19 protein-coding genes and 1 tRNA gene are annotated in these 26368 nt (G+C 69.3%); 14 read left to right on the plus strand and 6 right to left on the minus strand.

All coding sequences use genetic code 11. From position 1 onward, the window contains the following. Position 1 precedes the first annotated feature (1 nt). Entirely contained in the window at positions 2-1429 is a 1428-nt protein-coding gene (locus tag SACCYDRAFT_RS06825; protein WP_005454773.1) for an aldehyde dehydrogenase (NADP(+)), read from the plus strand. Positions 1430-1582: 153 nt separating this feature from the next. Then, positions 1583-2479, plus strand: coding sequence for a C39 family peptidase (locus SACCYDRAFT_RS06830; protein ID WP_005454774.1), 897 nt, complete (start codon positions 1583-1585; stop codon positions 2477-2479). A gap of 45 nt (positions 2480-2524) precedes the next feature. Here the strand turns inward: SACCYDRAFT_RS06830 and SACCYDRAFT_RS06835 are convergent, their stop codons facing one another. Beyond that, the gene (locus SACCYDRAFT_RS06835; RefSeq protein ID WP_005454775.1) at positions 2525-4033 is read right to left on the minus strand and encodes an MFS transporter; all 1509 of its coding nucleotides are present in this window, start codon (positions 4031-4033) and stop codon (positions 2525-2527) included. A gap of 81 nt (positions 4034-4114) precedes the next feature. Between SACCYDRAFT_RS06835 and SACCYDRAFT_RS06840 the strand changes: the two genes are divergently transcribed. The 5 genes from SACCYDRAFT_RS06840 to SACCYDRAFT_RS26785 all read left to right on the plus strand — a co-directional run bounded on the left by SACCYDRAFT_RS06840 (position 4115) and on the right by SACCYDRAFT_RS26785 (position 7853). Beyond that, positions 4115-4648 (plus strand): TetR/AcrR family transcriptional regulator, encoded by a 534-nt coding sequence (locus SACCYDRAFT_RS06840; RefSeq protein WP_005454776.1) that lies wholly within the window; start codon positions 4115-4117, stop codon positions 4646-4648. Between the two features lie 190 nt (positions 4649-4838). Continuing rightward, complete coding sequence (locus SACCYDRAFT_RS06845; protein WP_005454777.1) at positions 4839-5417, plus strand: winged helix-turn-helix domain-containing protein; 579 nt, start codon at positions 4839-4841, stop codon at positions 5415-5417. Then, positions 5414-6727, plus strand: a complete 1314-nt coding sequence (locus SACCYDRAFT_RS06850) for an MFS transporter (RefSeq protein WP_005454778.1) — start codon at positions 5414-5416, stop codon at positions 6725-6727. Before SACCYDRAFT_RS06845 ends, SACCYDRAFT_RS06850 begins: the two co-directional genes overlap by 4 nt. 406 nt (positions 6728-7133) lie before the next feature. Continuing rightward, positions 7134-7382, plus strand: coding sequence for a hypothetical protein (locus SACCYDRAFT_RS26780; protein WP_232283833.1), 249 nt, complete (start codon positions 7134-7136; stop codon positions 7380-7382). Between the two features lie 75 nt (positions 7383-7457). Further along, positions 7458-7853 (plus strand): tryptophan--tRNA ligase, encoded by a 396-nt coding sequence (locus SACCYDRAFT_RS26785; RefSeq protein WP_232283834.1) that lies wholly within the window; start codon positions 7458-7460, stop codon positions 7851-7853. Positions 7854-8752: 899 nt separating this feature from the next. On the opposite strand, the gene SACCYDRAFT_RS06860 is transcribed toward SACCYDRAFT_RS26785, so the two are convergent. From SACCYDRAFT_RS06860 to SACCYDRAFT_RS06870, 3 genes are all read right to left on the minus strand, one after another. Then, positions 8753-9610 (minus strand): hypothetical protein, encoded by an 858-nt coding sequence (locus SACCYDRAFT_RS06860; protein ID WP_232283787.1) that lies wholly within the window; start codon positions 9608-9610, stop codon positions 8753-8755. 497 nt (positions 9611-10107) lie between these two features. Further along, positions 10108-10181, minus strand: a tRNA-Arg gene (locus SACCYDRAFT_RS06865). A gap of 503 nt (positions 10182-10684) precedes the next feature. Beyond that, the gene (locus SACCYDRAFT_RS06870) at positions 10685-11134 is read right to left on the minus strand and encodes a peptidase inhibitor family I36 protein (RefSeq protein ID WP_005454784.1); all 450 of its coding nucleotides are present in this window, start codon (positions 11132-11134) and stop codon (positions 10685-10687) included. Between the two features lie 407 nt (positions 11135-11541). Here SACCYDRAFT_RS06870 and SACCYDRAFT_RS06875 point away from each other — a divergent pair, with 407 nt between their 5' ends. From SACCYDRAFT_RS06875 to SACCYDRAFT_RS06900, 6 genes are all read left to right on the plus strand, one after another. Further along, positions 11542-13509, plus strand: a complete 1968-nt coding sequence (locus tag SACCYDRAFT_RS06875; RefSeq protein WP_043537112.1) for a cytochrome c oxidase assembly protein — start codon at positions 11542-11544, stop codon at positions 13507-13509. A 79-nt stretch (positions 13510-13588) separates the two neighbouring features. After that, positions 13589-15265 (plus strand): energy-dependent translational throttle protein EttA, encoded by a 1677-nt coding sequence (gene ettA, locus SACCYDRAFT_RS06880; protein ID WP_043537114.1) that lies wholly within the window; start codon positions 13589-13591, stop codon positions 15263-15265. Between the two features lie 51 nt (positions 15266-15316). Continuing rightward, positions 15317-17419: a hypothetical protein gene (locus tag SACCYDRAFT_RS06885; protein WP_005454792.1), complete on the plus strand. Its 2103-nt coding sequence runs from the start codon at positions 15317-15319 to the stop codon at positions 17417-17419. A gap of 99 nt (positions 17420-17518) precedes the next feature. Continuing rightward, positions 17519-22501 carry an NAD-glutamate dehydrogenase gene (locus SACCYDRAFT_RS06890; RefSeq protein WP_005454793.1) on the plus strand — a complete coding sequence of 1661 codons (4983 nt, stop codon included), beginning with the start codon at positions 17519-17521 and terminating at the stop codon, positions 22499-22501. Positions 22502-22512: 11 nt separating this feature from the next. Continuing rightward, on the plus strand, positions 22513-22992 hold the full coding sequence (locus tag SACCYDRAFT_RS06895) for an acyl-CoA thioesterase (RefSeq protein WP_005454794.1): 480 nt from the start codon (positions 22513-22515) through the stop codon (positions 22990-22992). After that, on the plus strand, positions 22989-23624 hold the full coding sequence (locus tag SACCYDRAFT_RS06900) for a hypothetical protein (RefSeq protein ID WP_005454795.1): 636 nt from the start codon (positions 22989-22991) through the stop codon (positions 23622-23624). The genes SACCYDRAFT_RS06895 and SACCYDRAFT_RS06900 overlap by 4 nt, the downstream gene beginning before the upstream one ends. A gap of 7 nt (positions 23625-23631) precedes the next feature. Here SACCYDRAFT_RS06900 and SACCYDRAFT_RS06905 read toward each other — a convergent pair whose 3' ends face one another. After that, positions 23632-24285: a DUF305 domain-containing protein gene (locus SACCYDRAFT_RS06905; protein ID WP_043536232.1), complete on the minus strand. Its 654-nt coding sequence runs from the start codon at positions 24283-24285 to the stop codon at positions 23632-23634. A gap of 151 nt (positions 24286-24436) precedes the next feature. Here SACCYDRAFT_RS06905 and SACCYDRAFT_RS06910 point away from each other — a divergent pair, with 151 nt between their 5' ends. Next, positions 24437-25846, plus strand: a complete 1410-nt coding sequence (locus SACCYDRAFT_RS06910; protein ID WP_005454799.1) for an LVIVD repeat-containing protein — start codon at positions 24437-24439, stop codon at positions 25844-25846. A gap of 90 nt (positions 25847-25936) precedes the next feature. Here the strand turns inward: SACCYDRAFT_RS06910 and SACCYDRAFT_RS06915 are convergent, their stop codons facing one another. Next, entirely contained in the window at positions 25937-26347 is a 411-nt protein-coding gene (locus SACCYDRAFT_RS06915) for a globin (protein ID WP_043536234.1), read from the minus strand. Between the last annotated feature and the right edge of the window lie 21 nt (positions 26348-26368).

Below are 26368 nucleotides of genomic sequence, written 5' to 3' on the forward strand. Positions count from 1 at the left end.
CGTGACACACCATGCCGACAGCAGTGCGGTGAGCATCGCCGTGACCGAGGCGGCCCGCGTCGCCCACGGTTGGGCCCGGACCTCACCGTCCGAGCGCGCCGAGGCGCTCGCCGCGGTGGCCGACGCGCTGGAGGAGCACCGCGACGAGCTGGTGAAGCTGGCCGACGCGGAAACCCGGCTCGGCAGCGTCCGGCTGAACGGCGAACTGACCCGCACGGTGTTCCAGTTGCGGCTGTTCTCGGAGGTCGCCGCGGCGGGGGAGTTCCTCGACGTGCGTATCGACCGGGCGGATCCGGACTGGCCCACCGGCCCACGCCCGGAGCTGCGACGCTACCGCGTGCCGCTCGGCCCGACACTGGTGTTCGCGGCGAGCAACTTCCCGTTCGCCTTCAGCGTGGCGGGCGGGGACACCGCGTCGGCGCTGGCAGCGGGTTGTCCCGTCGTCCTCAAGGCGCATCCCGGGCACCCGGAGCTGTCCCGGCGCACGGCCGAGCTGGTGAGCACCGCGCTCGACCGGCCCGGCGTGTTCACGCTGATCGAAGGGGAACAGGCCGGTGTGGAGGCGTTGCGCAGCGCCGAGATCCGGGCCGCCGCGTTCACCGGTTCGGTCACCGGCGGGCTCGCACTCGCGAAGATCGCGGCCGAGCGGCCCGAGCCCATCCCGTTCTTCGGTGAGCTCGGCAGCAGCAACCCGGTCGTGGTCACGCCCGGCGCGGCGCGAGCTCGGGCGGCGGAGATCGCGCAGGGCTACGTCGGATCGCTGACCCAGGGATCCGGGCAGTTCTGCACCAACCCGGGCCTGCTGTTCGTGCCGGAGGGCAGCGAGCTGCTCGGTCTCGTCACCGCCGCCCTGCGGGAGGTCGCCGCCGCCCCGATGCTGAACGACCGCATCAGCACCGGATTCCTGCGGACGGCGGCCCGGCTCGGCGAGCGCCCGGGAGTGACGAAGCTCGTGTGGCCCGAGGACACCACCTCGCTCGCGCCCCGCCTGGTGACCACCGATTTGGAGACCTTCGCGGGCGATTCCGCCTCGGCGGAGGAGTGTTTCGGACCCTTCGGGCTCGTGGTGACGTACTCCCGACTCGCCGACGTCGCGCCCGTCGTCCGGGGACTGCCGGGGCAGCTGACCACCACCGTGCACGCCGAGGACGACGAGGCCGCGAGCCTGTCCGACCTCGTGGTGGCCTGTGTGGACCGTAGCGGCCGGGTGCTGTGGAACGGCTGGCCCACAGGGGTTTCGGTGACACCCGCCATGCAACACGGCGGCCCGTTCCCCGCCACGACCGCGCCTGCGACCACGTCGGTGGGCACGGCGGCCATCGAGCGGTTCCTCCGCCCGGTGAGCTACCAGAACTGGCCTCCCTCGCTGCTGCCGGAACCACTGCGTGACGACAACCCGTGGAACGTGCCGCAGCGCGTTCACCGGTAGCTCCCACTTCCAAAGCTCTTTCCGGCGTTGCACCGTTCGTCGGTTCCCTCCCCGCGTGTGCGCACGTACAACCAGGCAGCACGGTGGTGCGGGTCTGCCGGGGGACGCACCCGTGCCACACCGCACCGGGGACCCGACAACGGGGAGGGCTTTGTGACAACACCTGGGAAGAACGTGTCGAGAGCACGGTCGTTGCCGGTCCGGCTGCTGCTGGTGTTCGCGGTGCTCGCCGCCACGCTCGTCGGTACCGGCGGGCTCGCGTCGGCGGCGACCGCGACCGTCGGCAACACCGACGGCGACGGACTCAACGTCCGAAGTGGACCAACCACGGCGAGCTCCGTGGTGGGTCTGGTGTGGGACGGCACGGTGGTGGACATCTCGTGCCAGGCCCAGGGTGACGCGGTGACCAACACCTACGGGTTCACCAGCGACCTGTGGGACTACGTACCCAGCCTCGGCGGATACGTCGCCGACGCGTACATGGCCACCGGCCACGACCACCGCATCCCGGGTGTGCCGGACTGCGGTGACGACGGTGGTTCGGACGGCCGCCTGGTGCCGATCTCGCAGTTCCAGGGACAGCCCAACCAGGGTGAGGACTGCGGGCCCACCAGTGTGGTCACGGCCCTGCTGGCCCTGGGAGTGACACCGAGGTCGTGGGACCCGTCGTACCCGGTCGCGGCGATCAACCGGGCGAGGGCCGACATGGGTTACGACCCCACCTGGAACAACCCGAACGAGTTCGGCACCAGCGAGTCCGACGTCCGTAGAGCACTGGCCGCCAACGGCGTGCAGGCCACCGTGCTGTGGAACTTCGACACCGCGCTGGCACACGTGCGCGGCGGCAGGCCGGTGATCATGGCGGGCAACATGAGGGACCTGCCGTGGTCGGGCAACGACGTGGCCCACTTCCTGACCGTCGCCGGCTACGAGAACGGCCAGTACCTGGTGCTCGACCCGGCCTCCGACACCGTGGTCTACCGCACGTCGGCCTCCGTGCTGTGGGCGTACTGGGACAACCACCTCGGCAGGGCGGCCGTCGCGTTGTAAGCGGGCCGTGGCGTGTCCGGCGGTCGACGGGGAACCGCCGGACACTCAGCCGGCGTGAGGCATCGCCGGTGCGCCGGTTCCGGTGGAACGCTGCCGCAACAGCACCAGCGCCTGCACCGCCGTGTAGGTCAGAAGCAGTGCTCCGACCACCGCGCTCACGTGCATACCCTGGACGAACGACTCGCGTGCCGTGTCGAGCAGCGACGTGGCCTGCTCCGGCGGTAGTTCGGAGGCGGTGGCGACGGCGCCACCGAGGGTCTCGCGAGCCGCTGAACCCGCGTCGGTGGGCACGCCGCCGCGGTAGACGGCGGTCGCGATGCTGCCCAGCACCGCCGTGCCGAGGGCACCACCGAGTTCGTAGCCCGTCTCGGAGATCGCCGAGGCCGCGCCCGCCCGTTCACGGGGCGCGGCGGTGATGATGAGGTCGTTGGTGAGTGTCTCCGTCAGTGGAACGCCGAATCCGACGAGCACCATGCCGATCGTGAGCGTGGCGAGCCCACTCTCGGCTCCCAGCGCGACGAGCACCGCGAACCCGGCCGCTCCGACCAGCAGACCGCCACACACCAGACGCGCCACCGATACACGCCGGGCCAGCCGTGCCGCCGTAAGGGAACCCGCGACCCCGGCCACGGTGGTGGGAAGCAGCCACAACGCTGCCGTCATGGGCCGCAGCCCCAGCACGAGCTGCAGGTACTGCGGCACGAGGAACAGCAACCCGACGAGGGAGAACACCCCGAGCATGTTCGTCAGCACCGAGGCGCTGAACGCCCGGTGACGGAACAGCGAGAGGTCGAGCATCGGGTCGGCCAGCGCGCGCTGCCTTCGCACGAAGACCACGCCGACTCCCAGCCCGGCGACCGCCGCGAGCGCGGCGATCGGGTCGAGGCCGTGTTCGGCGAACCGCTTGATGCCGTAGACGACGGGCAGCATCGCGGCCAGTGACAGCACCGCCGAGAGCGCGTCGAAGCGGCCTGGCTTCGGGTCCTTCGCCTCGGGTAACAGGAACGGGCCTGCGGCCAGCAGGACGAGCATCACCGGCACGTTGACGAGGAACACCGAGCCCCACCAGAAGTGCTCCAGCAGCCAGCCGCCCAGCACCGGACCCAGTGCCATGCCGCCGGAGAACCCGGAACCCCACACCGCGATCGCCAGCCTGCGCTGGGCAGGGTCGGTGAAGATGCTGCGGAGCAGGGAGAGTGTGGACGGCATCAGCGTCGCACCGCCGACGCCGAGCAGCGCTCGCGCGGCGATGAGCAGCGCCGGGGTGGGGGCGAAGGCGGCGAGCACCGAGGCCGCGCCGAACGCGACGGCGCCGCTGAGCAGCAGTTTGCGGCGGCCGATCCGGTCGCCCAGCGTGCCCATGAGTACCAGCAGCCCGGCGAGCACGAACGAGTAGATGTCGACGATCCACAGCTGCTCGGCGCCGGTGGGTGCCAGGTCCTCGCTGAGATAGGGCAGCGCGAACCCGAGCACGGTCATGTCGACGCTGATCAGCAGGACCGGCAGTACCAGCACGGCGAGCGCGGCCCACTCGCGGCGCCCGGCCTTCTCCACGATCAATTCCCTGAACCGTCCAGACGGTGTAGTTTCCCTCCGGCTCGAAACTAGACCGTCTGGACGGTATGGTCAAGCGGCATGGGCAGGCCGTCATCGCGTGAGCTGGTTCTCGACGCCTACGAGGGTGTCTTGATCGAGCATGGCCCCACCGCCGTGACGCTCGATGCCGTCGCGGCGCGGGCGAAGGTGTCGAAGGGGGGCCTTCTCTACCACTTCGGTTCCAAGGAAGCCCTGCTCGACGGGCTTCTCGACCGAGTACTGCGGCTCACCGCCGCCGACATCGAGTACGCGCGGACGGCCCCGGAAGGCGCGTTGCGGTACTACCTGTTCTCGTCCGTCAGTGACGCGCGTATGGACAACCCGGCTCACCGGGCCGCGATGGCGGCGCTGCGGCTGTTGGGAACCGAGCCCCGCGTGAACCACACCATGATCAAGGTCAGCAGGATGTGGGCGGAACTGCTTGCCGAGTATGTCGACGACCCGTTGACGGCGGAAGTGATCGGGCTGCTCGGCGATGGACTGTACCTGCGCGCCAGCCTGGGTGACGAGGTCGGTCAGGCCCTGTTGCAACGGGTGATGGCCGTGGTGTCCCGCGAAACCGGCCAGTCCTGAGCGGTACGACGGGCATCGTCGCGGCTTACGCGTTCGGATCGACGCCGAGTGCCTCGATAGCGCGTCGTTCCACTGTTCGTTCGTGGTGGTCGTTGCGCGGATGTCGTCATGTGCGGGGATGGAGGTGCTCCGTGGGGGCCAATTGCAAAGAACTCTATGCAAAGAGTTCTTTGGATTCTAGATTGGTCGGGTGACCGAAGAGGCGAACGCCAAGCGGCTGGACATGGGGAGTCTGCGCGCACTTGCCCACCCACTACGGCTGCGGTTGCTGGACCTGCTCCGAATGGATGGCCCCGCCACGGCCACCAAGCTTGCCGCGCGGGTCGGTGAGACCAGCGGGAACGTGAGCTGGCACCTGCGTCAGCTCGCCGCTTCGGGATTCATCGAGGAGGACGGCGAGCGTGGTAACCGACGGGAACGCTGGTGGCGGGCCTGCCACCGCTACACCAGTGTGCGAGACGCCGATTTCCGGGGCGATCCGGAGGCCCGTCAGTCCCTTGTCGGGTTGAAGTCACACACCCTGGCCCAACAGCTGCGACGAGCCGAGGAGTTCCTGCACGGCGACTGGGACGACGCGTGGCGTGACGCCGCCGGGATAGGGCACTGGGTGCTGCGGCTGACGCCGGACGAACTCCTGGCACTGGGCCGTGAGGTGACCGCCGTGCTCGCACGGTACGAGGCCCTGTCGCGGGACAGTCGTGGCGAGGAAGCCGAAGACGTGATCTTCCAGGTGCAAGCGTTCCCCCGGCATCGGGAGGACGGCAGATGACCGGGACCGCTGCCGATGCCGGGCGTGGTGTTCCCGTCGCGACGGGGCCGCGAACACTGCGGAGCCGAACCTTCCTGCTGTTTTGGACCAGCCAGGCGACCAGCAAGTTCGGCAGCGCGATGACCGTCGTCGTACTACCGCTCATCGCCGTGGACACGCTCCACGCCAGTACGTTCCTCGTCGGCGTCCTCCAAGCGGCGGCCTGGCTGCCGTGGCTGGTGATCGGCCTGGTGGTGGGGGCCTGGGTCGACCGGATCTCCCGGTGGCGCGTGATGCTGGTCAGCGACGTCGTCTCCGCGATGGCGTTCGCGTCGGTACCGGTCGCGTGGTGGTTCGGCTGGCTGACCGTGTGGCACCTTCTCGCCGTCGCGCTGGTCGGCGGTGTGGCGGCGGTGTTCTATTCCACGGCGTACAACGCGTATCTGCCCGCGCTGCTTCCCGGCGCCGATCTCGCGGCGGCGAACAGCAGACTGCAGGGAACGGAGAAGGCCGCGCAGGTGGCGGGGCCCGGCCTCGGTGGGGTGATCGCCCAAGCGGTCGGCGCGGCCGGGGTGTTGCTCGTCGACGCTTTCACGTTCGTCGTGTCCGCGGTCTGTCTGCGCTTCCTCCGGGTGCCCGAGCAACACCTGCGCGCCGAGAAATCGAACGGCAAGCAAGCAGGGGGATTGCTGAGGGAGATCGGGGAGGGGGTCCGTTTCGTGGGGACGGACGGCTACCTGCGCTCCCTGACGCTCTATGCGGCCGTCTCGAACCTGGCCTCCGGTGCGCTGCAAGCGATTCTCGTGGTCTTCCTGGCGCGCACGGTCGGACTTCCACCCGCCACCATCGGCATTTTGATCGGTGCCATCGGTGTCGGGGGCGTCCTCGGTGCGATGGTCGCCGCGCCGTTGTCACGCCGGTTCGGCACCGCGCGGACGATCATCCTGTGTGAAGTGATCGCGATGCCGTTCGCCTTGCTGGTTCCCTTGGCCGACACCGGGTTCGGCATCGTGTTCCTCGTGGTGGGTGGTGTCGTGGTGACCGCGGGGATCGTGCCCCCGAACGTCATCAGCGCGGCCTTCGTGCAGACCTACTGCCCGGACAACATGATCGGCCGGATCTCGGCGAGCATGCGAGTGGTCAATTTCGGCACTCTGCCCCTCGGCGCACTGCTCGGTGGCGCGCTCGGTGAGTCGCTCGGCCCCCGAACCACGATGTGGATCATCGCGGGCACTCTCACCGCGTGCACCGTGCTGCTGCTGTGCAGTCCGGTGGCGCGGGTCCGAGACCTTCCCACACGTCCCGAAACAGTGGGCCGGTCGACCGAGTGAGCGGCGGGCCGGCACAGGCCGGGTGCCGTGACCCGGGGGGCGTGTTCGACGCGGACAACCGTGCTCGCATGGGCGCCACCACGTGACGGGACATGCGGCGTGGCCTTGAGCCGAGGTGTTCTGGCCTCTCTCACCGAATCAGTGATCCGGAGTATTTGCGTGGGTCCACAACGATGGGGTGTCTTCGCCTATGCGTACGGGTCATCTGCGAACGGCCCCGCGAGCCCCCGTGTGACGCGCCTGGTCGGCGGACGACCCACCGAACGAGAAAGGCGCGCTATGACCGAATCCTTCGCACCGTCGCTGCGGGCGGCTCACCAACGCAGCGAAGAACCGGAACGCGAGATCGCCAGGACCCGCGTGGTTCCGAGTGCTCACCGGTGACCGTCCCACCGGGCCGCTGCACGTGGGCCACTACTTCGGCAGCCTGCGCCACCGTGTGCGGCTACAACGGCTCGGCGTCGAGACGTTCGTGCTCGTCGCCGGCCACCAGGTACTGACCGACCGCGACGTCGCGGAGAACCTCCCCGAGCACGTGGAGGGGCTCGGGCTCGACTGTCGGGCGGTCGGCATCGATCCCGCGCGCGACGGTGTTCGCTCACGGCCAGGTGCCCGAACTCAACCAGCTGCTGCTTTTTGTTCCTCAGCTTTGTGACCGTCGCGGAACTCGGCCGCGACCCCATCGAAGGAAGAGAGCGCCGCGAGCAGGCAGGCCGCGGTGAGTGGCTTGATGTTCGCCTATCCCGTGCACCAGGCCGCCGACGTCCTGGCGTGTGTGGCGAACCTCGTTCCCGTCGGCAAGGACCAATTGCCGCACCTCGAGATGACGCGATTGGTCGCGCGGAGGTTCAACAACCGCTACGGGCACCTCTTTCCGGAACCGGACGCCCTGCTCAGCGAGGCACCGTCCCTACTCGGGATCGACGGGCAGAAGATGAGCAAGAGCCGGAACAACGCGATACCGCTCGCTGCCGACGAAGACGAAACGACCCGTTTGAACAGGCGTGCGAAGACCGATCCGGAACGGCGGACCACCCTCCGAACCGGAGAGACGCCCCGAGGTGTCGAGCTTTCTCCTCCTCGCGGCGCTCTGTCAGGGGCGGCCGCCTCTGGAAGTCGCCGATGAGATCGGTGACGGCGGCGAGGGCACGCTCAGGAAGGTGGTCACGGGGAGCGTCAACGAACATCTGCGCCCGATCAGGAAAGCCCGCGCGGAGTGAGCACGCGATCGCGCCGAGGTCCGCCGAATCCTCAACCGTGGCAACGAGAAAGCTCGGTCGATGGCTCTCGGGTGCCTCCAGCGGGTGCGGGAGCACGCAGGGGGAATGGTGTACTGAATAGCCAACCGACCGAAATGGCCCCCGGCGAGGCCGTCCTTGAACACGAGGAGAAAGTGTGAGTACACGCGCTGTGCTGGGGCGACAGGACCGTGTCGACCATTGAACGAGGCAAGCTCGACCAGTTCGTCGGTTCCGTCAGTGCCTGCGAGTGGCGCTCTTGGTGAGTGCCCGCGTATAACGCGGGTTAAGCATGGGCATGCTGTTGTGCGTGGCGCCCCTGGCCACGGTGTTGGGCGCGGGATTGTTCTTTTCTTGTGTGGAGTCCGCCGCCGCGAGGAGGCGGAGGGGAAGAGGTCGCCCGCGGCGGTCGGAGGTCTACAGGCGGTGCAGTCCGTCGACGAGGCGCCGGCCGAGTGCGGTCGTGAACGGTGCCCACCCTGACGGCATCGGCCGTAGGCGCCAGTCACCGGCCCGCAGCGGTGAGTCGCAGTCGAAGACCGGCCACTGTGGTAAGTCCGGTCCGGTACCGGGGTGAGCAGAGTCGTGGGTTGGTCGTCGATAGCGGGCAACGGTTCCGTAAGCACGCGGGTCACGACGGTTCCGGCAGCGTCAGCAGCGCGTCGACTCCGTGCTCGCCGCCTTGGCGCGTTGCAGCGTGTGAAGCGCGCCGGTGTAGTCGCGTTGCTGTGTGCGTACGCCCGTGCGGTTTCCAGCCACAGCCGTGCCTGATGATCGCATGACGGGATCACGTCCGGGCCGACTGCTTCGGCCTTGTCGAGCGCGGTTCCGCCCTTACGGAGGTCGACTGCGACCGACGCCCCGGTGAGGTCGGTATTCGGGTGGCCGAACAACGTCCACGGGTGCGCGTAGTCATTGGGGAGGCGAGGCACCATCGTGTCGGCGTCGTCAAGGTAACGAAACGCGTCCCGCCGAGGCGAGCGGCCGTGATCGCCGCGTGCAGCCTGCACGCACCCCACAATGCACGCATGCTGTCGTCGTCGCCATCGAGATACGGCGCAAGCACGTCGGCCGCGCCGACCGCGAGTCGCAGCGCCTCATTCCCACGGCCCGTCGACCTCCACACGTTGCCCACGACCCACGCCGCGGCCGCGAGGCTTGCTGGGTCGTCGGCCTGTTCGGCGGCCGTTATGCGCCGGTCAGCGGACAGCCACAGCAATGCAGAATCGGACACCCACGCGAGCGCCTGTTCCGCCAGTGCGTACGCGGCGACGAGCGCGGTATTCGCCGTACGGCGGTCGGGCCCGGTGAGCACACGGGCGGCCCGGCGTGCATCCCGCGGCAGCGACGGCAACACGCGGCCGACATCGGCGCGCGGTGTAGCCGAGGTGTGTCCCACCCGCCAGGCGTACGCGGCCCGGTCGACCAGAGCGTCCACGTCGTAGTGCTGCTCGCGGTCGACCACGAGCACGGTCTCTTCGATCGTCTCGCGGATCGCGGGCACGGCCTCGTGGCCTTTCCGGCGGGCGGCGCTGACCGTGGCCGCCTGATCTCCGGTGAGCGCGGCGACTTCATGCAGGTCAAGCGCGTCAGCCAACTTCACCAGCATTTCCAGCCGAGGCGGCAGCAGATGCTCACGCTCCACCTTCTTCAGCCAGTCGGGGACCGACCTACCAAGCCAGCGAGGACAGGGCGGGACATGCCACGCCGCTCCCGATACTCCTGAATCCGTTCGCCCACGGGTTCCCGGCGAGTTCGTCGACGTGCACGCGGATCACCTCGTTCGCGGAGTCGTGTCCTCTTCGCGAAAAACCCCCGGTGGGTCAACCGGGGCACGATCTCCGCGAAGAGAATCACCCGCGAGAGTGGCGGAAAGTGCGTGAGCGGGCACACAGAGCGGCCCGGCACTGTGTGCGGTGTCCGGGGCCGGTGCCGTCAGACGGCCCTCTCATCAGGGAACCATCCTCGCGTGCGCGGGTCGACGACACTGTGGCGCTGCCAGACCTCGAAGTACCCAGTCAGAGTATCGACGTGGCCACGCAGGGCGGCCGTACGCGCGTTCGTTTATGGCCAGTTTATGGACGGTGCGCCACTCGAAGCGTCGTCCTTGCTGCTCGAAACTAGTGCTGACGTGCTGCTTTGCGCCCCCGGCAGGACTCGAACCTGCGACCTAGAGATTAGAAGGCTCTTGCTCTATCCAGCTGAGCTACGGAGGCTTGTGGCGACCGCACTCGGTCACTGCACGTGACCCAGCTTAGTCGCCGCTACCTGCCTGATCGCTCGATACCGGGGAATCGTTTCACCCCTCACCCGGGCTGGTGACCGAATCTTCGCTCAAGGTAAGCACAATCGTGATCAGCGGACCCGGAGTCGGGCGTAACGGCGAGTCCGGGGGCCAGTTTGAACACGTTTCAAGGCCCCCTGGGGCTCCCAGCCGCCGCCTCCGTGGTGACGACGATCTCTTTTGCGGCGTGCTGTCGTGGCCCCCGGCTCGGCGGCTTGTGTCCGGTCACCCGTGCCCGGCCGGTGACCGGCCGTCGCTGTGAGCGAGACCGGCCACCGACCGGGTGGGCTTCCCGGGACGTCGGGTGGCGGTCGGACGTCCCGGGAACGGGGCCGCGCGGTCGGGGCGGGCGGCGGCCCCGGAACCCACGCCGTCACACACGGGTTCCCCTGCCGTGGTGACGCCGCGGCTCGGACCGGATGGCGGGGAGCGAGTTCAGTTCCAGATCTGCACCGCCCGCACCACGTACGGACTTCGTGGCACGAACGTGCCGGGCCCGGGATAGGTGCTGAAGTCCGCCTCCGTGGAACACTGCGCGTCCTGGTAGACGGTCACGTGCCGATCGATGAGATTGCTGAACGAACGCGCCGTCATCCCGTCAGGGAGGGGCCTGCACTCCTCGGGGTTGGTGTTGCGCAGGTCGAGTCGGACGATGGCGCCGCCGTAGCCGGCCTCCGGCCACGCGCAGAACTCACCCGTTTCGCACGCGCTCTCCCCACGGGGCGTACCCGCTTCCGTCTGAGTCGTGGCGGCAGCGGGTGCGACGCCCGACGCCAATGTGAACGCCAGTCCGGACAGGAGCACGACCGCACGACGACGCCGCAGGGCGGTACGGGTGCTCGTGAGTGCCTCGGCGAAGCTGCGGTGGCGCGGGTGGTGGTTCACGGGTGCTCTCCCCTCTCGACGCCGGCCCTGTGGCCGGGGTGGCTGTCGCGGTCCACGATGGCCGCTCGGTGGGTGGGGAGTCAGCCGGGGAAACGTGGTCCTGTGGACAACCGCGCGGAGGCGCCCCGGAGGAGTGGAAGTTGTCCCCAAAGGCCCGAGAGTGCTCACTTCGTGTGTCGAATGTGCTACAGCGCCGTACCCGAAAAGTCTTCCCGGACCTTCCGGGAAGGCCGCGAACCCGAACGCGCGAGCCGTCCCACATCCGGCGCCCTCCGCTGAGGGAGTCTCAGTGAACCGGGCATACCCTCGAAGGCGTGTCCGCGGAAGCCGAACCTGACGCCCCCGACAGCAGCACAGTGAGCGCCGAGAGCGGGGCAGCGCCCCGGCGGCAACGCCGCCGTGCGGCCCTGGGACCGCTCCTGCTCGTGGGCGGCCTGCTCGCCGTCGCCGTCGCGGTGGGCATCGTCGTGCTCACCGGCGGCCTGAGCTACGGGGTGGCGGGCCTGACCGACCCCGGCGACGTCACCCGCTACGGGATCATGGTCGTGCGGGTCGGTTCCGACCTGTCCGCGGCGGTGTGCGTCGGCTCGCTGCTGCTGGCCGCGTTCCTCGTGCCGCCCCAGAGGTCGGGAACACTCGACGTGGACGGTTACGCCGCCCTGCGGACAGCGGGAACGGCGGCGTGGGTGTGGTTCCTCTTCGCGGTCGCGTCGGTGTTCTTCACGGCGGCCGACGGCGCGGGCAAGCCCGTCACGGCCGTGTTCGATCCCGTGGTACTGCTGAACTACGTCGAGGCCATCGAACAGCCGAAGGGCTGGCTCATCACGGCAGGCGTCGCGTTGCTGCTGGCACTGGGCTGTCGCCTGGTGCTGTCGTGGGGCTGGACCGCGGTGCTGTTCTTCGTCTCGATCGGCGGGCTGCTGCCGATCGCCGCCACGGGACACTCCGCGAGTGGCGGCTCGCACGACGTGGCCACCAACAGCCTGCTGTTCCACCTCGTCGGCGCCGCGCTGTGGGTGGGTGGGCTCATCGCCCTGCTGGCGCACGCCCGGCGCAGGGGTGACCACCTGCCGTTGGCCGCCTCGCGGTTCTCCACGACGGCGCTGGTCTGCTGGATCGTGCTGGGTGTCTCGGGCGTGGTGAACGCACTCGTGCGCGTGGCCCCCGACCAGCTCCTCACCACCGACTACGGGCTGGTGGTACTCGCGAAGGTCGTCGCGATCGCGGTGCTCGGCGTGTTCGGCCATCAGCACCGGAAGCGCAGCGTGCGGGAGCTCGCCGACGGCAGGGGCGGTGGCACGCTGGTGCGGCTGGCCGCCGTCGAGGTACTGGTCATGTTCGTGACGTTCGGTCTGGCCACGGCGCTGTCCCGCACGCCGCCGCCCCTGGAGATCGCGGCCCAGCCGTCCACCACCGAGCTGCTCATCGGCTACGACCTCGACACCGCACTCACCCCGCTCGGCGTGTTCACGGAATGGCGTTTCGACCTGGTCTACGGCACGGCGGCCGTCGTGCTCGCCGCGCTCTACCTGGCGGGAGTGCGCAGGCTGCGGCGCCGGGGCGACGCCTGGCCGGTTGGGCGCACGGTGGCGTGGCTGTCCGGGTGCGCGGTGCTGCTTCTCACCACGTCCTCCGGTCTCGGCCGCTACTCACCCGCGATGTTCAGCATCCACATGATCGGGCACATGACGCTGAACATGCTGGTGCCGATCCTGCTGGTGCTCGGCGGTCCGGTGACGCTCGCGCTGCGGGCGCTGCCCCCGGCGGGGCGTAACCGCCCACCGGGGCCCCGGGAGTGGATTCTGGCCCTGGTGCACTCGCCGGTCGCGAAGGTGCTCACCAACCCGATCGTCGCGCTGGTCCTTTTCGTCGGTTCGTTCTACGCCCTGTACTACTCGGGCCTGTTCGACGTCGCGCTCGACCAGCACTGGGCCCACGTGGCGATGAACGCGCACTTCCTGCTCGTGGGCTACACGTTCTTCTGGCCGATCATCGGTATCGATCCGGCGCCCCGGCAGTTGCCGCCGCTCGGCAGGCTCGGCCTGCTGCTGGCGTCCGTGCCGTTCCACGCGTTCTTCGGGGTGATCCTGATGAACATGCAGACGGTGATCGGTGAGAGCTTCTACCGCTCGCTCGACCTCCCGTGGGTGGACGGCCTGTTGACCGACCAGCGGATCGGTGGCGGTATCGCGTGGGCGTCGGGCGAGCTGCCCGTACTGATCGTCATGATCGCCCTGCTCGTGCAGTGGTCGCGAAGCGACGAGCGTGAGGCCAAGCGGCGTGACCGCCGGGAGGAAAGCACCGGTGACGCGGAGTTGACCGCCTACAACGCCATGTTGAAGCAGTTGGCGCAGCGGGGCGGACCACGCGACTGACCGACGCGCCCTTCGCGTACCGGGTGACCCACCGGTGACCGGGGTGAGGGCGGCCTCGGCCTCGCTCTACGATCGGGGTATGGCCGAGTTCATCTACACCATGAAGAAGGTGCGCAAGACCGTCGGGGACAAGGTCATCCTCGACGACGTCAGCACCGCGTTCTACCCCGGCGCCAAGATCGGCGTGGTGGGGCCGAACGGTGCGGGTAAGTCCACCGTTCTGAAGATCATGGCTGGGCTCGACCAACCGAGCAACGGCGAGGCGTTCCTCCAGCCCGGTGCGAGCGTGGGCATCCTGCAGCAGGAGCCGCCGCTCAACGAGGAGAAGACGGTGCGCGGCAACGTCGAGGAGGGCCTCGGCGACATCAAGGTGAAGCTCGACCGGTTCAACGAGATCGCCGAGCTGCTCGCCACCGACTACAGCGACGAGCTGATGGAGGAGATGGGCAAGCTGCAGGAGGAGCTCGACCACGCCGACGCGTGGGAGCTCGACTCGCAGCTGGAGCAGGCGATGGACGCGCTGCGTTGCCCGCCGGGCGACGAGCCGGTGACCCACCTCTCCGGTGGTGAGCGGCGCCGGGTTGCGCTGTGCAAGCTCCTGCTGTCGAAGCCGGACCTGCTGCTGCTCGACGAGCCCACCAACCACCTCGACGCGGAGAGCGTCCTGTGGCTGGAGCAGTTCCTGGCGAACTACCCCGGCGCGGTCCTCGCCGTCACGCACGACCGGTACTTCCTCGACAACGTCGCCCAGTGGATCATGGAGCTGGACCGGGGCCGGGTCGAGGGCTACGAGGGCAACTACTCCACCTACCTGCAGAAGAAGCGGGAACGGCTGGAGGTCCAGGGCAAGAAGGACGCCAAGCTCGCGAAGCGGCTGTCGAAGGAACTCGAGTGGGTCCGCTCGAACGCGAAGGCCAGGCAGACCAAGTCCCGGTCACGGCTCGAACGCTACGAGCAGATGGCCGCGGAGGCGGAGAAGACCCGCAAGCTGGACTTCGAGGAGATCCAGATCCCGCCGGGTCCGAGGCTGGGCAACGTCGTCGTGGAGGTCGAGAACCTCAGGAAGGGCTTCGACGACCGCCTGCTGATCGACGACCTTTCGTTCACGCTGCCGCGTAACGGCATCGTCGGGGTCATCGGCCCCAACGGTGTCGGCAAGACGACGCTGTTCAAGACGATCGTGGGGCTGGAGCAGCCGGACTCGGGCGAGGTGCGGATCGGCGAGACCGTCAAGCTCTCCTACGTGGACCAGCAGCGCGCGGGCATCGACCCGAACAAGACGGTGTGGCAGGTGGTGTCCGACGAGCTGGACTACATCCACGTCGGGCAGACCGAGATGCCGTCGCGCGCGTACGTGAGCGCGTTCGGTTTCAAGGGGCCGGACCAGCAGAAGCCCGCGGGCGTGCTCTCGGGCGGTGAGCGCAACCGGCTGAACCTGGCGCTGACCCTGAAGCAGGGCGGCAACCTGATCCTGCTCGACGAGCCGACCAACGACCTCGACGTCGAAACGCTCGGGTCGCTGGAGAACGCGCTGGAGCAGTTCCCCGGTTGCGCCGTGGTGATCTCGCACGACAGGTGGTTCCTCGACCGGGTCGCGACCCATATTCTCGCCTGGGAAGGTACCGAGGAGAACCCGGCGAAGTGGTTCTGGTTCGAGGGCAACTTCGAAGGTTACGAGAAGAACAAGGTCGAGCGGCTGGGTGCGGAAGCGGCCAGGCCTCACCGGGTGACGCATCGGAAACTGACCCGCGACTGACGTCGCACGACGGAGTCCGAGCCCCGGAGCCGACAGTTGAGGACAGACCCAGTGGCGACCACTGAGCAGACAGGCGAAAGCGCGACGGGCGACCGGAGAGCGGCGTCCGGTGGCGTGACCGGGGGTTCGGCTTCTGCCGAGCGTCTGGTGGAGCGGGCCTCGGCCCTCCAGGTGAGGGCTCCCGAGTTGGCTCTCATTCTCGGCGAGCGAGCCGCCGCGGTGGCGGAGGCGTGTGGGAACAACGAACTGTGGGTGCGGGCGGAGAGCCTCGCCGTTCACGCGAAGGTTCGGCTGGGACACCGGGCGTCCACGGTGGGTCGTGCTGTGACGGCGTTGCGGGCGGCCGAGGACGCGGAACATCCCGTCATCGTGGCGCAGCTGCGCACCGACCTGGCGGTGTGCGCGCGGTCGGTGGGGGCGCCCCTGACGGGCCTGGCGGCGCTCCGGCCGGTGCTGACCGTCGGCGGGTTGTCGTCGGTGCAGCGTGCCGCGGCGTTGTGTCACCTCGTCGGCTGTCTGGGCACCTTCGGCCGCAAGGTCGAACTCGACCGGGTGTTGATGGAGGGCGACCGCCTGATCTCCCGTGACTCCCGGCTTCCTGACGACGACCGGTTGATCGCGAGGGCGTTGTTGCGCGTCGGCGTGTCGGCTCACCGCAGGCGGCACGGTGATCTGGTGAGTGCCGCCGACGCCGCCCGCACGGGGATCGGGTTCCTCGACGACTTGGCGGACCCCGGCGCGGACGGCGGTCTGGCGCGCGTCCGGCTGGTCCTCGAACTGGTCTGCGCGTTGCTCGACCGCGGGGACGCGGACCTGGCACTCGAGGTGGCAGAACCTCTGCTGGCCGAGCCCGAGCGCGCCGCCGCTGTCGCTCCGATGGCGTGGCTGAGGCTGGCCGTGGCCACTCGCGTGCACCTGGTCAACGGCTCCGCCGAGACGGCGGCGCGCACACTACGTGAGGCCGTGCACAGTGCGGGCAGGCACGGCCTGTACGCGCTGACGGCGCGGTTGTGGTTGGAGCTGGCCAACGTCGAGGAGCGCATCGGCGAGGCGAGCGAAGCGATCCAGTGCCTGTACCGCGCCCGGTCCGCCGAGCATCTGTACACGCGCGTGAGCAGCCAGGCCCGGGCACTGCTCACCGGCGCGTTCGGAGCCGGGGAGCAGGCGCCCGTCGACCTGGCGGAGATGGTGGCCGCGGCAGCGCAGGCCGCCTCGGCGGCTTCGGGCTCTTCCATGGCGGCGCAGCCTCCCGTCCAGCGGACGTCGTCCCAACCGGTGACCGAGTCCGGCAGGCAGTCCGGTGGTAGGCGCAGGGCCGACGAACGCGGCGGCTCGTCGAGGCCCAGGGTCGTGCTGCCGATGCTGCGGCTGGCGGCTTCCGACGAGAGCTCCGCACCGCGGTCGGAGCCGTCGCGGGACCCGGCCGCGAACGTGGCCGAAACCCCCGCGCCGAGGACGAGCACGGAAGACAGCGTGTCGGCCACCGAGGTCACCGCCGTCACGCCCGTGATCACCGACGAGACGCAGCAGCCGGAGCCGAGGCGGCGACGGCGCAAGCCGGAACCCGCCGACTCGGAAACGCCGTCGGACACCACGCGCAAGACCCGGCACGACGCCGAACACGGCTCCGTCGCGGCGCGGTCGGTGCTCGACCGGCTGGGGATCTCGCCGGGAGGCGGCGGCCGGCGCCGTGCCGCCGACAAGGACGAGGAAAGTTCCGCACCCACCCAGCAGGCGGCGCCGGAACAGTCGGAGCCGAGGGCGGCGGACCGGTCGTCGTCCCGTGCCGAGCCGAGTGAACGGCCCGATTCCCAGACCGACTCCTACGGCTGGTTGCCCCGGCTCAAGCTGCCGCCGTCGCTGGCCCCGTTGAAGGAGGACTCCGTCCCCTCGGCGGAGGTCTCGGCGAACGGATCGGGTGACCGGAGCGCGTCGAGCTCCACCACCGACCACGCGGAGCAGTTCTCCAACCCGAGTGCCGCCTACGGTGCGCCCACCGACGACCCGCCACCGGACGCGGGTCTCGCGGAGCTGCTGGCCAGGGCGCTGGCCGAGCACCAGGCGGGTACCGCGAGCGCCGCGGCGTTGGTGAGGCGGCTCGGCGTGGACGACGAGCAACCACCTGTCAACGGCAAGCACCGCGGCAACGGCTAGCGCGCCACAGGGGGCCTGGCAACCGCTGTTCGGGGGGCGTGGGACAGTAGCGTGGAGAGGCGTGACGTTGGGGTCTAGCCAGGACAGTGGAGAGTTGGGTTGTCTGACATACACTCGACCGGAACATCGATCCACCCCGGCACGGAGGGCGTGAACACCGACCCGCCCGGCCGGCCCCGGAGCCCGGAACAGATCCGCGACGAACTCGTCGAGGCGGCCGCCGCGCAGGCGCCGGACATCGCGGACCTCGTCCGGCTGTACTACCGACTCGTCCCCGCCGAGGAGATCCTCGGTGACGATCCGACCGATCTGGTCGGGGCTGTCAGGTCGCACATGGAACTCGCCCGGCAGCGTGTTCCGGGCAGGCCGGTCGTCCGGTTGTTCAACCCGAACGCCGCCCACGACGGCTGGGCACGCGAGGCCACGGTCGTGCAGGTCGTCACGGACGACATGCCCTACCTGGTGGATTCGGTGGCCGCCGAACTGTCCCGCAGCGGGGTTCAGGTGCAGCGCATCGTGCACCCGATCGTGGTCGTGAGCAGGGACGTCACGGGCGCACTGCAGGAGATCCACCCGAAGGCCGACGTCGCGCAGCCTCCGTCGGGCGCCGCAGCCGAATCGTGGATGTACCTGGAAATCGACCCGATCGGTGACCCGGCGCGGGCGAGGGACCTGGACAACAAGCTGGTCGCGGTGCTCAGCGACGTTCGCGAGGTCGTCGAGGACACCGACAAGATGACCCAGGCCGCGATCGACATCGCGGTCTCGCTCGAGGAGCAACCGCCGCCGCTGCCGGACGAGGAGGTCGCGGAGGGCGCCGCGCTGCTGCGTTGGCTCGCCAACCACCACTTCACGTTCCTGGGGTACCGCCACTACGAGGTCGTGCCCGAGTCGCAGTCCGGCGAGGAACCCGTGCTGCGGGCGGTGCTCGCGTCCGGCCTCGGCGTGTTGCGGCAGGACAGCCTCGCCGCGCGCAGTCTCACCAAGGGCCCCGACACGGCGTCGCGCGTGCTGTCTCCCACGCTGCTCGTGCTCACCCACGCGAGCTCACCGTCCACTGTGCACCGACCGATCTACCCTTACTACGTCGGTGTGAAGACCTTCGACGACGCGGGCCGGGTCACCGGAGAGCACCGCTTCCTCGGCATGTTCACCTCCTCGGCCCTGCACGAGGACGTCCTCGACATCCCCGTGGTCAACCGGCGTGTCCGCGAGGTCATCCGCCGGGCCGGGTTCCCGATGGAGTCGTACTCGGGACAGCGGATGCTGGACGTGCTGCAGAACTGGCCGCTGGCCGACCTGCTGTCGGCCGACGCGGACTCGCTGTACGCCACGGCCACAGGCGCGATCACGTTGGCCGACCGCCGCAGACTGCGGTTGTTCCTCCGCAAGGACCCGTACGGGCGTTTCTACTCGTGCCTGGTGTTCCTGCCCCGCGACCGGTACACCACGTGGTCGCGGCTGGCCATGCAGCAGGTGTTGCTGGACGAGCTCGACGGCACGTCGCTGGAGTACAGCACCCGTCTCGGCGAGACCCTGCTCGCACAGATCCACTTCACCGTGTACACCGAGCCGGACGCCGTCACAGAGCCCGACACCGTCCGTATCCAGGAGCGGCTCAACGAAGCCGTCCGCACGTGGGACGACTCGCTGGTGGAGGCGATCCTGGCCGAGCGCAGGGTGCGCGCGGGCAACGGCAAGGCCGTCACCCTGGCTGGTGAGGAGTCGGCCACCGAGCAGGCGCAGCGGTTCGCCTCCGCCTTCCCGGAGGCGTACAAGGAGGACTTCGGCGCAGACACCGCGCTGACCGACCTGCGCAGGCTCGAGGCGCTGAGCGAGCCAGGCTCGCTGGACATGTCGTTCTACCTGCCCGTGGACGCGGCGCCGGGGGACCGGCGGTTCAAGTTGTACCTGCGGGAGGGCGTCACGCTGTCCACGTTGCTGCCGATGCTGCAGCGGATGGGCGTCGAGGTGGTGGACCAGCGGCCGTACGAGGTGCGTACCGAGGACGGCAACCAGTGCTGGATCTACGACTTCGGGATGCGGATCGAGCCACGGGTGCTGGCCGAACTCGGCGACGCCGCCGAGGAGGACCTGCGCGTGCGGTTCCAGGACGCGTTCGCCGCGGCGTGGCACGGGCTCGCCGAGAGCGACGGCTTCAGCGCGCTGGTGTTGAAGGCGGGGCTCACGTGGCGGCAGGCCGCGGTGCTGCGGGCGTACTCGCGTTACCTGCGGCAGGCCGGATCGCAGTACTCGCAGGGCTACATCGAGGCGGCAGTGCTCGCGCACACGGACGTCGCCAAGGCGCTGGTGCGGCTGTTCGAGTTGCGTTTCGCGCCCGGCCGCGACGACAGCCACCGGGCCGAGGACGTCGACGCCCAGGTCGCCGAGATCAACTCGATGATCGACGCGGTGACCAGTCTGGACACCGACCGCATCCTGCGGCGCCTGCTGTCGGTCATCTCCGCGACGCTGCGCACGAACTACTGGGTCACGGACGAGGACGGCTCACCGCGCCCGTACCTGGCGTTCAAACTGGACCCGCAGCGGATTCCCGACCTGCCCGAACCCCGTCCGGCGTACGAGATCTTCGTCTACTCGCCCCGGGTCGAGGGAGTGCACCTGCGGTTCGGTTCCGTCGCGCGCGGGGGGCTGCGCTGGTCGGACCGCCGCGAGGACTTCCGCACCGAGATCCTGGGCCTGGTCAAGGCGCAGGCGGTGAAGAACGCCGTCATCGTCCCGGTGGGCGCGAAGGGCGGCTTCGTGGTGAAGAACCCGCCGAAGCCGACCGGTGATCCCGGCATCGACAGGGAGAACCACCAGCGCGAGGGCATCGCGTGCTACCGCATGTTCATCTCGGGTCTGTTGGACCTCACCGACAACCTGGTCGACGGGGTGACGGTGCCCGCGCGGGACGTCGTGCGTTACGACGGCGACGACAACTACCTCGTGGTCGCCGCCGACAAGGGCACGGCGACGTTCTCCGACATCGCCAACGAGGTGGCGGCCAGCTACGGCTTCTGGCTCGGCGACGCGTTCGCCTCGGGTGGTTCGCGAGGCTACGACCACAAGGCCATGGGCATCACCGCGCGGGGCGCGTGGGAAAGCGTCAAGCGGCACTTCCGGGAACTCGGCAAGGACACGCAGCGCGAGGACTTCACGGTCGTCGGTATCGGCGACATGGCCGGGGACGTCTTCGGCAACGGAATGCTGCTGTCGGAGCACATCCGGCTCGTGGCCGCCTTCAACCACCTGCACATCTTCCTCGACCCGAACCCCGACGCCGCGACCTCGTACCGGGAGCGGAAGCGGCTGTTCGAGTTGCCGAGGTCGTCGTGGGAGGACTACGACCGCTCACTCATCAGCGAGGGCGGCGGCGTCTACCCGCGTTCGGCGAAGACCATCCCGGTCAGTCCGCAGGTGCGCCAGGCGCTCGGCCTGCCCGACGACGTCACCACGATGGCACCCGCCGAGCTGATCCGGGCGATCCTGCTGGCGCCGGTGGATCTGCTGTGGAACGGCGGTATCGGCACCTACGTCAAGGCGGAGAGCGAAACCCACGCCGACGCGGGGGACAAGGCCAACGACGCCGTGCGCGTCAACGGTGGTCAGCTCCGTGCGAAGGTCGTCGGTGAGGGCGGCAACCTCGGTTTCACCCAGCGCGGCCGGATCGAGTTCGCCCGGCACGGTGGCAAGATCAACACGGACGCTCTCGACAACTCCGCCGGGGTCGACTGCTCCGACCACGAGGTCAACATCAAGGTCCTGCTCGACCAGCTCGTGTCGAAGGGCGAGTTGAAGGAAGAGCAGCGCAACGCCCTGCTGGAGGAGATGACCGACGAGGTCGGGCAGCTCGTGCTGGCCGACAACTACCGGCAGAACAGCGTCCTCGGGGTGAGCAGGGCCCACGCCGGACCCATGCTCTCGGTGCACAGCAGGTTGGTGGCCGCGCTGGAGAAGAAGGGCGCTCTGGACCGCGAACTCGAAGCTCTGCCGAGCAAAGCGGAGATCGCGGCCCGCGAGAAGGCGGGGGAGGGGCTGGCCTCGCCCGAACTGGCGACACTGCTCGCGCACGTCAAGCTGGACCTCAAGGACGAGATCCTCGACAGCGACCTTCCGGACGCGGACGTGTTCGCCCGCAGGCTCTCGGAGTACTTCCCGACTCCGCTGCGGCGTGACTTCGCCGACGAGATCGCCAAGCACCCGCTCAGCCGGCAGATCACCACGACACTGCTGGTGAACGAGGTCGTCGACGGTGCGGGCGTGTCGTACGCGTTCCGCCTCGCCGAGGAGCTCAACGCGAACGGCACGGACGCGGTGCGTGCTTTCGCGGTCGTCACCGGTGTGTACGACCTGCCCGCGGTGTGGAAGGGCATCGACGCGCTCGACAACGTCGTGCCCACCGACGTGGCCGACGCGATGGTGCTGGAGACCCGTCGACTCCTCGACCGCGCGGCCCGGTGGTTCCTCACCAACCGGCCGCAGCCGCTCGCGGTGGGCGCGGAGATCAGCCGGTTCGCCGAGCCCGTCGGCACGCTGGTACCGAAGCTGGCCGACCTGTTGCGTGGCCAGGAGGCCGAGGCCGTGAGGAGGGAGACGGAAGCCCTCATGAAGCAGGGCGTTCCCGAGGACCTCGCCCGGCGGGTCTCGCTGCTGCTCACCAGCTACTCGCTGCTCGACATCGTCGAGGTGGCGGAGCTGGCGGAACGCGAGGTGGGCCTCGCCGCCGAGCGCAGTCCGGTGGAGACCGCCGAGCTGTACTACGCGCTGTCCGACCACCTGGGCATGGACCGCATGCTCACCTCGGTGAACGCGCTCGAGCGGGGCAGCCGGTGGCATGCTCTGGCGCGACTGGCGTTGCGTGACGACCTGTACTCGTCGATGCGGGCGATCACGCTGGACGCGCTGCGGCACAGCGATCCCGAGGACGGTGTGGACGACAAGATCGCGCAGTGGGAGCAGGCGAACTCGTCGAGGCTGGCTCGCGCGCGGGTCACGCTGGACGAGATCGAGAGTTCCGGCAGGCTCGACCTGGCGACGCTCTCGGTGGCCGTGCGGCAGATCCGCGGCACGGTGCGCTGAGGGGCGACGGGATGAAACGGGAGGCGACCCGGTACGTCACGCGGGTCCGGCCGCGGTGGTCGGACATGGACGCGTTCGGGCACGTGAACCACGCGCGCCTGGTGACGTTGTTGGAGGAGGCCAGGGTGCCGTTGCTGTTCGGCGGCGCGCCCGACGGACCCGGCGACACCGGAGACACCGGAGGCGACTCGGGTGGGTTGTCCGACTTCGCCAAGGGGATCGTCGTGGTACGGCTGCACGTCGACTACCGGGCGCCGATCGTGGTCGACGGCCGGGAGGTCCGGGTCGAGATCACACTCGCGGACCTGCGACACGCCTCGTTCGCCCTCGACTACCGGGTGCGGACGGGGCCGTCCGAGGAGGACGCGGTGGCCGCCACGGCGACCACCGTGCTCGCTCCCTACGACCTCGAACGAGGCAGGCCGCGCCGGCTCTCCGAGGCCGAGCGGGCTTTTCTGGTCGAGCACGTACCGAGTGGAGGCCGGGTGTGACGGAGCTGCGGATTCCCGACCCGGCCGACCGGGCGAGCCTGGGTGCGTTCGTGGCCAGGGCGGTGCGTTTCGACGCCGCTACCGCGGTGCGGTTGCGGCAGCGCAACGACCGCCTCGTGGAGGCGTGGGCCACCACTCCCTTCGACGTCCTCGTGACGCGCGCCGTCGAGGGCGAGGTGACTCCGTCGGACGTCACCGTGTCCGGCAACGAACTCCTGGCGGCGCTCACGGTCGCGCGCACCGATCGGATGGACCCCGGGCCCCCACGCGACCTGCTGTGGCGGTCCGAACTGCCGTCCGGGAGCAGCTGGCGGGCCGTGGACACGCTGCCCGTCACCGTCGTGAGCGACCTCGCCGATCGGGGTGTCGAACTCGCACGCGAGAACGTCGGTCCCCACGGCACACCACCCGCGTCCCTGATGGACCAGACCGTGCTCACGGTGTCCCGGGACCGCGACGAGGTCAAGGTCCCGATGCGTTGCCTGTTCGCCCTGTCGGGAATGGGCTTCGTGGACTCCTCGCTGGCCGACGACGTGGTGCGGGTGTCGGCGACGGACGCGTGGCTCCGGCTCGACGCCCGCTACGGGGCCGTGCTGCGCCGTCGGCACGCGTTGCTGCCGCTGCTGCTGTGAGCGGGCGTCACGGCGTCATGGCGCGCAGGTGCTCGATCTCCGCGGTCTGAGTGGTGACGACCTCCTGCGCCATCGCGAGGGCGCGCGGTTCGATCCCACGCGGCAGGTAGTCCTCGGCCATCGTGAGCGCACCCTCGTGGTGGGCGATCATGAGTTCGCAGAACAGCCGGTCGAACTCCTCGCCCGTGGCCGCGCGTAACGCGTCGAGTTGTTCCTCGGTCGCCATGCCGGGCATGTCGTGCCCGGCATGGCCGCCGTGAGCACCGGCTTCGCCGTGGTCCTCCGTGTCGCCTCCGCCCGCATGCTCGTCGAGCCAGGACTCCATCACGGCGATCTCGCCTTCCTGCGCCGCGGCGATGCGCCCGGCGATGGACTTGACCTGTGCGCTCTCGGCCCGGTCGGCGACCAGGTCCGTCATCACGATCGCCTGCTCGTGGTGCGGGATCATCCTGCGCATGTACTCGATGTCGGCGTCGGAGACCCGGACCTGCCCCGCCTGTTCGGCGGCCTCGTCGGCGGGCACGATCCGAGCCTTGTCGCCGGGGCCCTGCGGCACGATGACGCCTGGTGACTGAGGAGCAGGGAGGGGCTCCGGTTCCGCCGTGCACCCGGTGACGAGCAGCAGGGTCACGGCCGCGCCGGCCGCCAGCACACGTCGCATGGCCTCCAAGACAACAGGCAGCACTCGGCCGCGTCAAGTGGTCACGCTGCGTTACCGAGAAAACCGTCCGATCGTCGCTATCCCCGAACGGGTGTCCCCGACCAGAATGGCTCGATTGTTCACCCGCCCGACCGGGGAGAGGAGAACGCGCGTGAACACAACACGCAGACGCGGACGTCTGGCCGGGGTGCTGATCGGTACCGCGGCGCTGGCGGTCGCGGGCCTCGCCGCGCCAGCCGCGGCCCAGCAGAACGACATCCCGGACGTCGACGAAGTGGTGCACAGCCGCAACCTGAGCCAGGTCGCTCACCTGGAGAAGGAAGGGCCCTTCGCGAACCAGAGCGCGTTCAACACCGACATCGCGTTCACCCGAGGACACGCCATCGTCGGCAACTACAACGGCTTCACCGTCTACGACGTCAGGAAGCCGAAGAAGCCCAGGGTCGTGAGCCAGGTCCTGTGCCCTGGTGGGCAGAACGACGTGTCCGTGTCCGGCGACCTGCTGTTCCTGTCCACCGACTACGCCCGCACCAACGATTCCTGCACGAGCGAACCCGCGCAGGCGTCGAACCCGGACGCGTGGGAGGGCATCAAGGTCTTCGACATCAGCGATCTGTCGAGGCCCACCTACGTCGCCTCGGTGCGCACGGACTGTGGATCGCACACCCACACCATGGTCCCCGCCCCGGAGCGGGACTCCGTGCTGCTGTACGTGTCGTCGTACTCGCCCGCGCCGGAGCTGCCGAACTGCCAGCCGCCGCACGACAAGGTGTCCATCGTCGAGGTCCCCGTCGACCGTCCGGAGGACGCCGAGCTGGTGGCCACGCCGGTGCTGTTCCCCGAGGGCGGCAACCCCGGTGACGGCTACTCGCGCAAGACCACCGGTTGCCACGACCTGACCGCCTACCCGGAGAAGGACCTCCTGGCGGGAGCCTGCATGGGGGACGGCATCCTGGTCGACATCAGCGACCGGATGAACCCGCGGGTGATCGACCGTGTGCAGGACAACACCAACTTCGCGTTCTGGCACAGCGCCACCTTCAACAACGCGGGCACGAAGGTCGTGTTCACCGACGAGCTCGGTGGTGGCGGCATGCCCACCTGCAACGCGGAGATCGGCTCGGAGCGCGGGGCCAACGGCATCTACGACCTCAGGGGCGAGGGAGACCGTGCCACGCTGAAGTTCCGCAGCTACTACAAGATCCCGCGTCACCAGGGTGAGACCGAGAACTGTGTCGCGCACAACGGCTCGCTGATCCCGGTGAAGGGCCGCGACATCATGGTCCAGGCCTGGTACCAGGGCGGGGTGTCGGTGTGGGAGTTCACGAACTCGGACCGGCCGAAGGAGATCGCCTACTTCGAGCGTGGCCCGCTGTCCGAGACCGAGAACATCACCGGCGGTTCGTGGTCGGCGTACTACTACAACGGCTACATCTACTCGTCGGACATCCAGAAGGGGTTCGACGTGCTGGACCTCCGTGATCCTCGCACGGCTCCGGCGAAGTCGGTGAGGTTCGACGAGTTCAACGCGCAGACCCAGCCTTCCTACGGTCGCCGCTGAGGCGAACGCCGGGCTGAGAGGCTGCTGACAGCACACGGGCGCCGGTTTCCGCCGTCAGCGGCGGGCCGGCGCCCGTGTCGGTCGCTGCGTTCACTCCCAGCTGTTCATCAGCGAGTTGGCCGCCATCTCCAGGTACTGCCAGAGCTGGGAACGGTAGGGCTCCTCGATGCCTGACTCGGTCACGGCGATCCGCATGGCACGTAGCCACGCGTCGCGTTCGAACGGTCCGATCTTGAACGGCACGTGACGCATCCGCAGCCGCGGGTGCCCCCGCCGTTCCGAGTACGTGTGCGGCCCACCCCAGTACTGCATGAGAAAGAGCCGGAGCCGTTCCTCCGCGGGGCCGAGGTCCTCCTCGGGGTACATCGGCCGCAGGATCTCGTCGTCGGCCACCTCCGCGTAGAACCGGGCGACGAGCCTGCGGAACGTCTCCTCGCCGCCCACCGCCTCGTAGAAGGACTCGGGCTGCGGCGCCGGCTGGGAGGGCTGGGCACTGCTCACGTCTGTCACGTCTCCATTCTG

The organism is Saccharomonospora cyanea NA-134 (assembly GCF_000244975.1).
Lineage (GTDB): Bacteria > Actinomycetota > Actinomycetes > Mycobacteriales > Pseudonocardiaceae > Saccharomonospora > Saccharomonospora cyanea.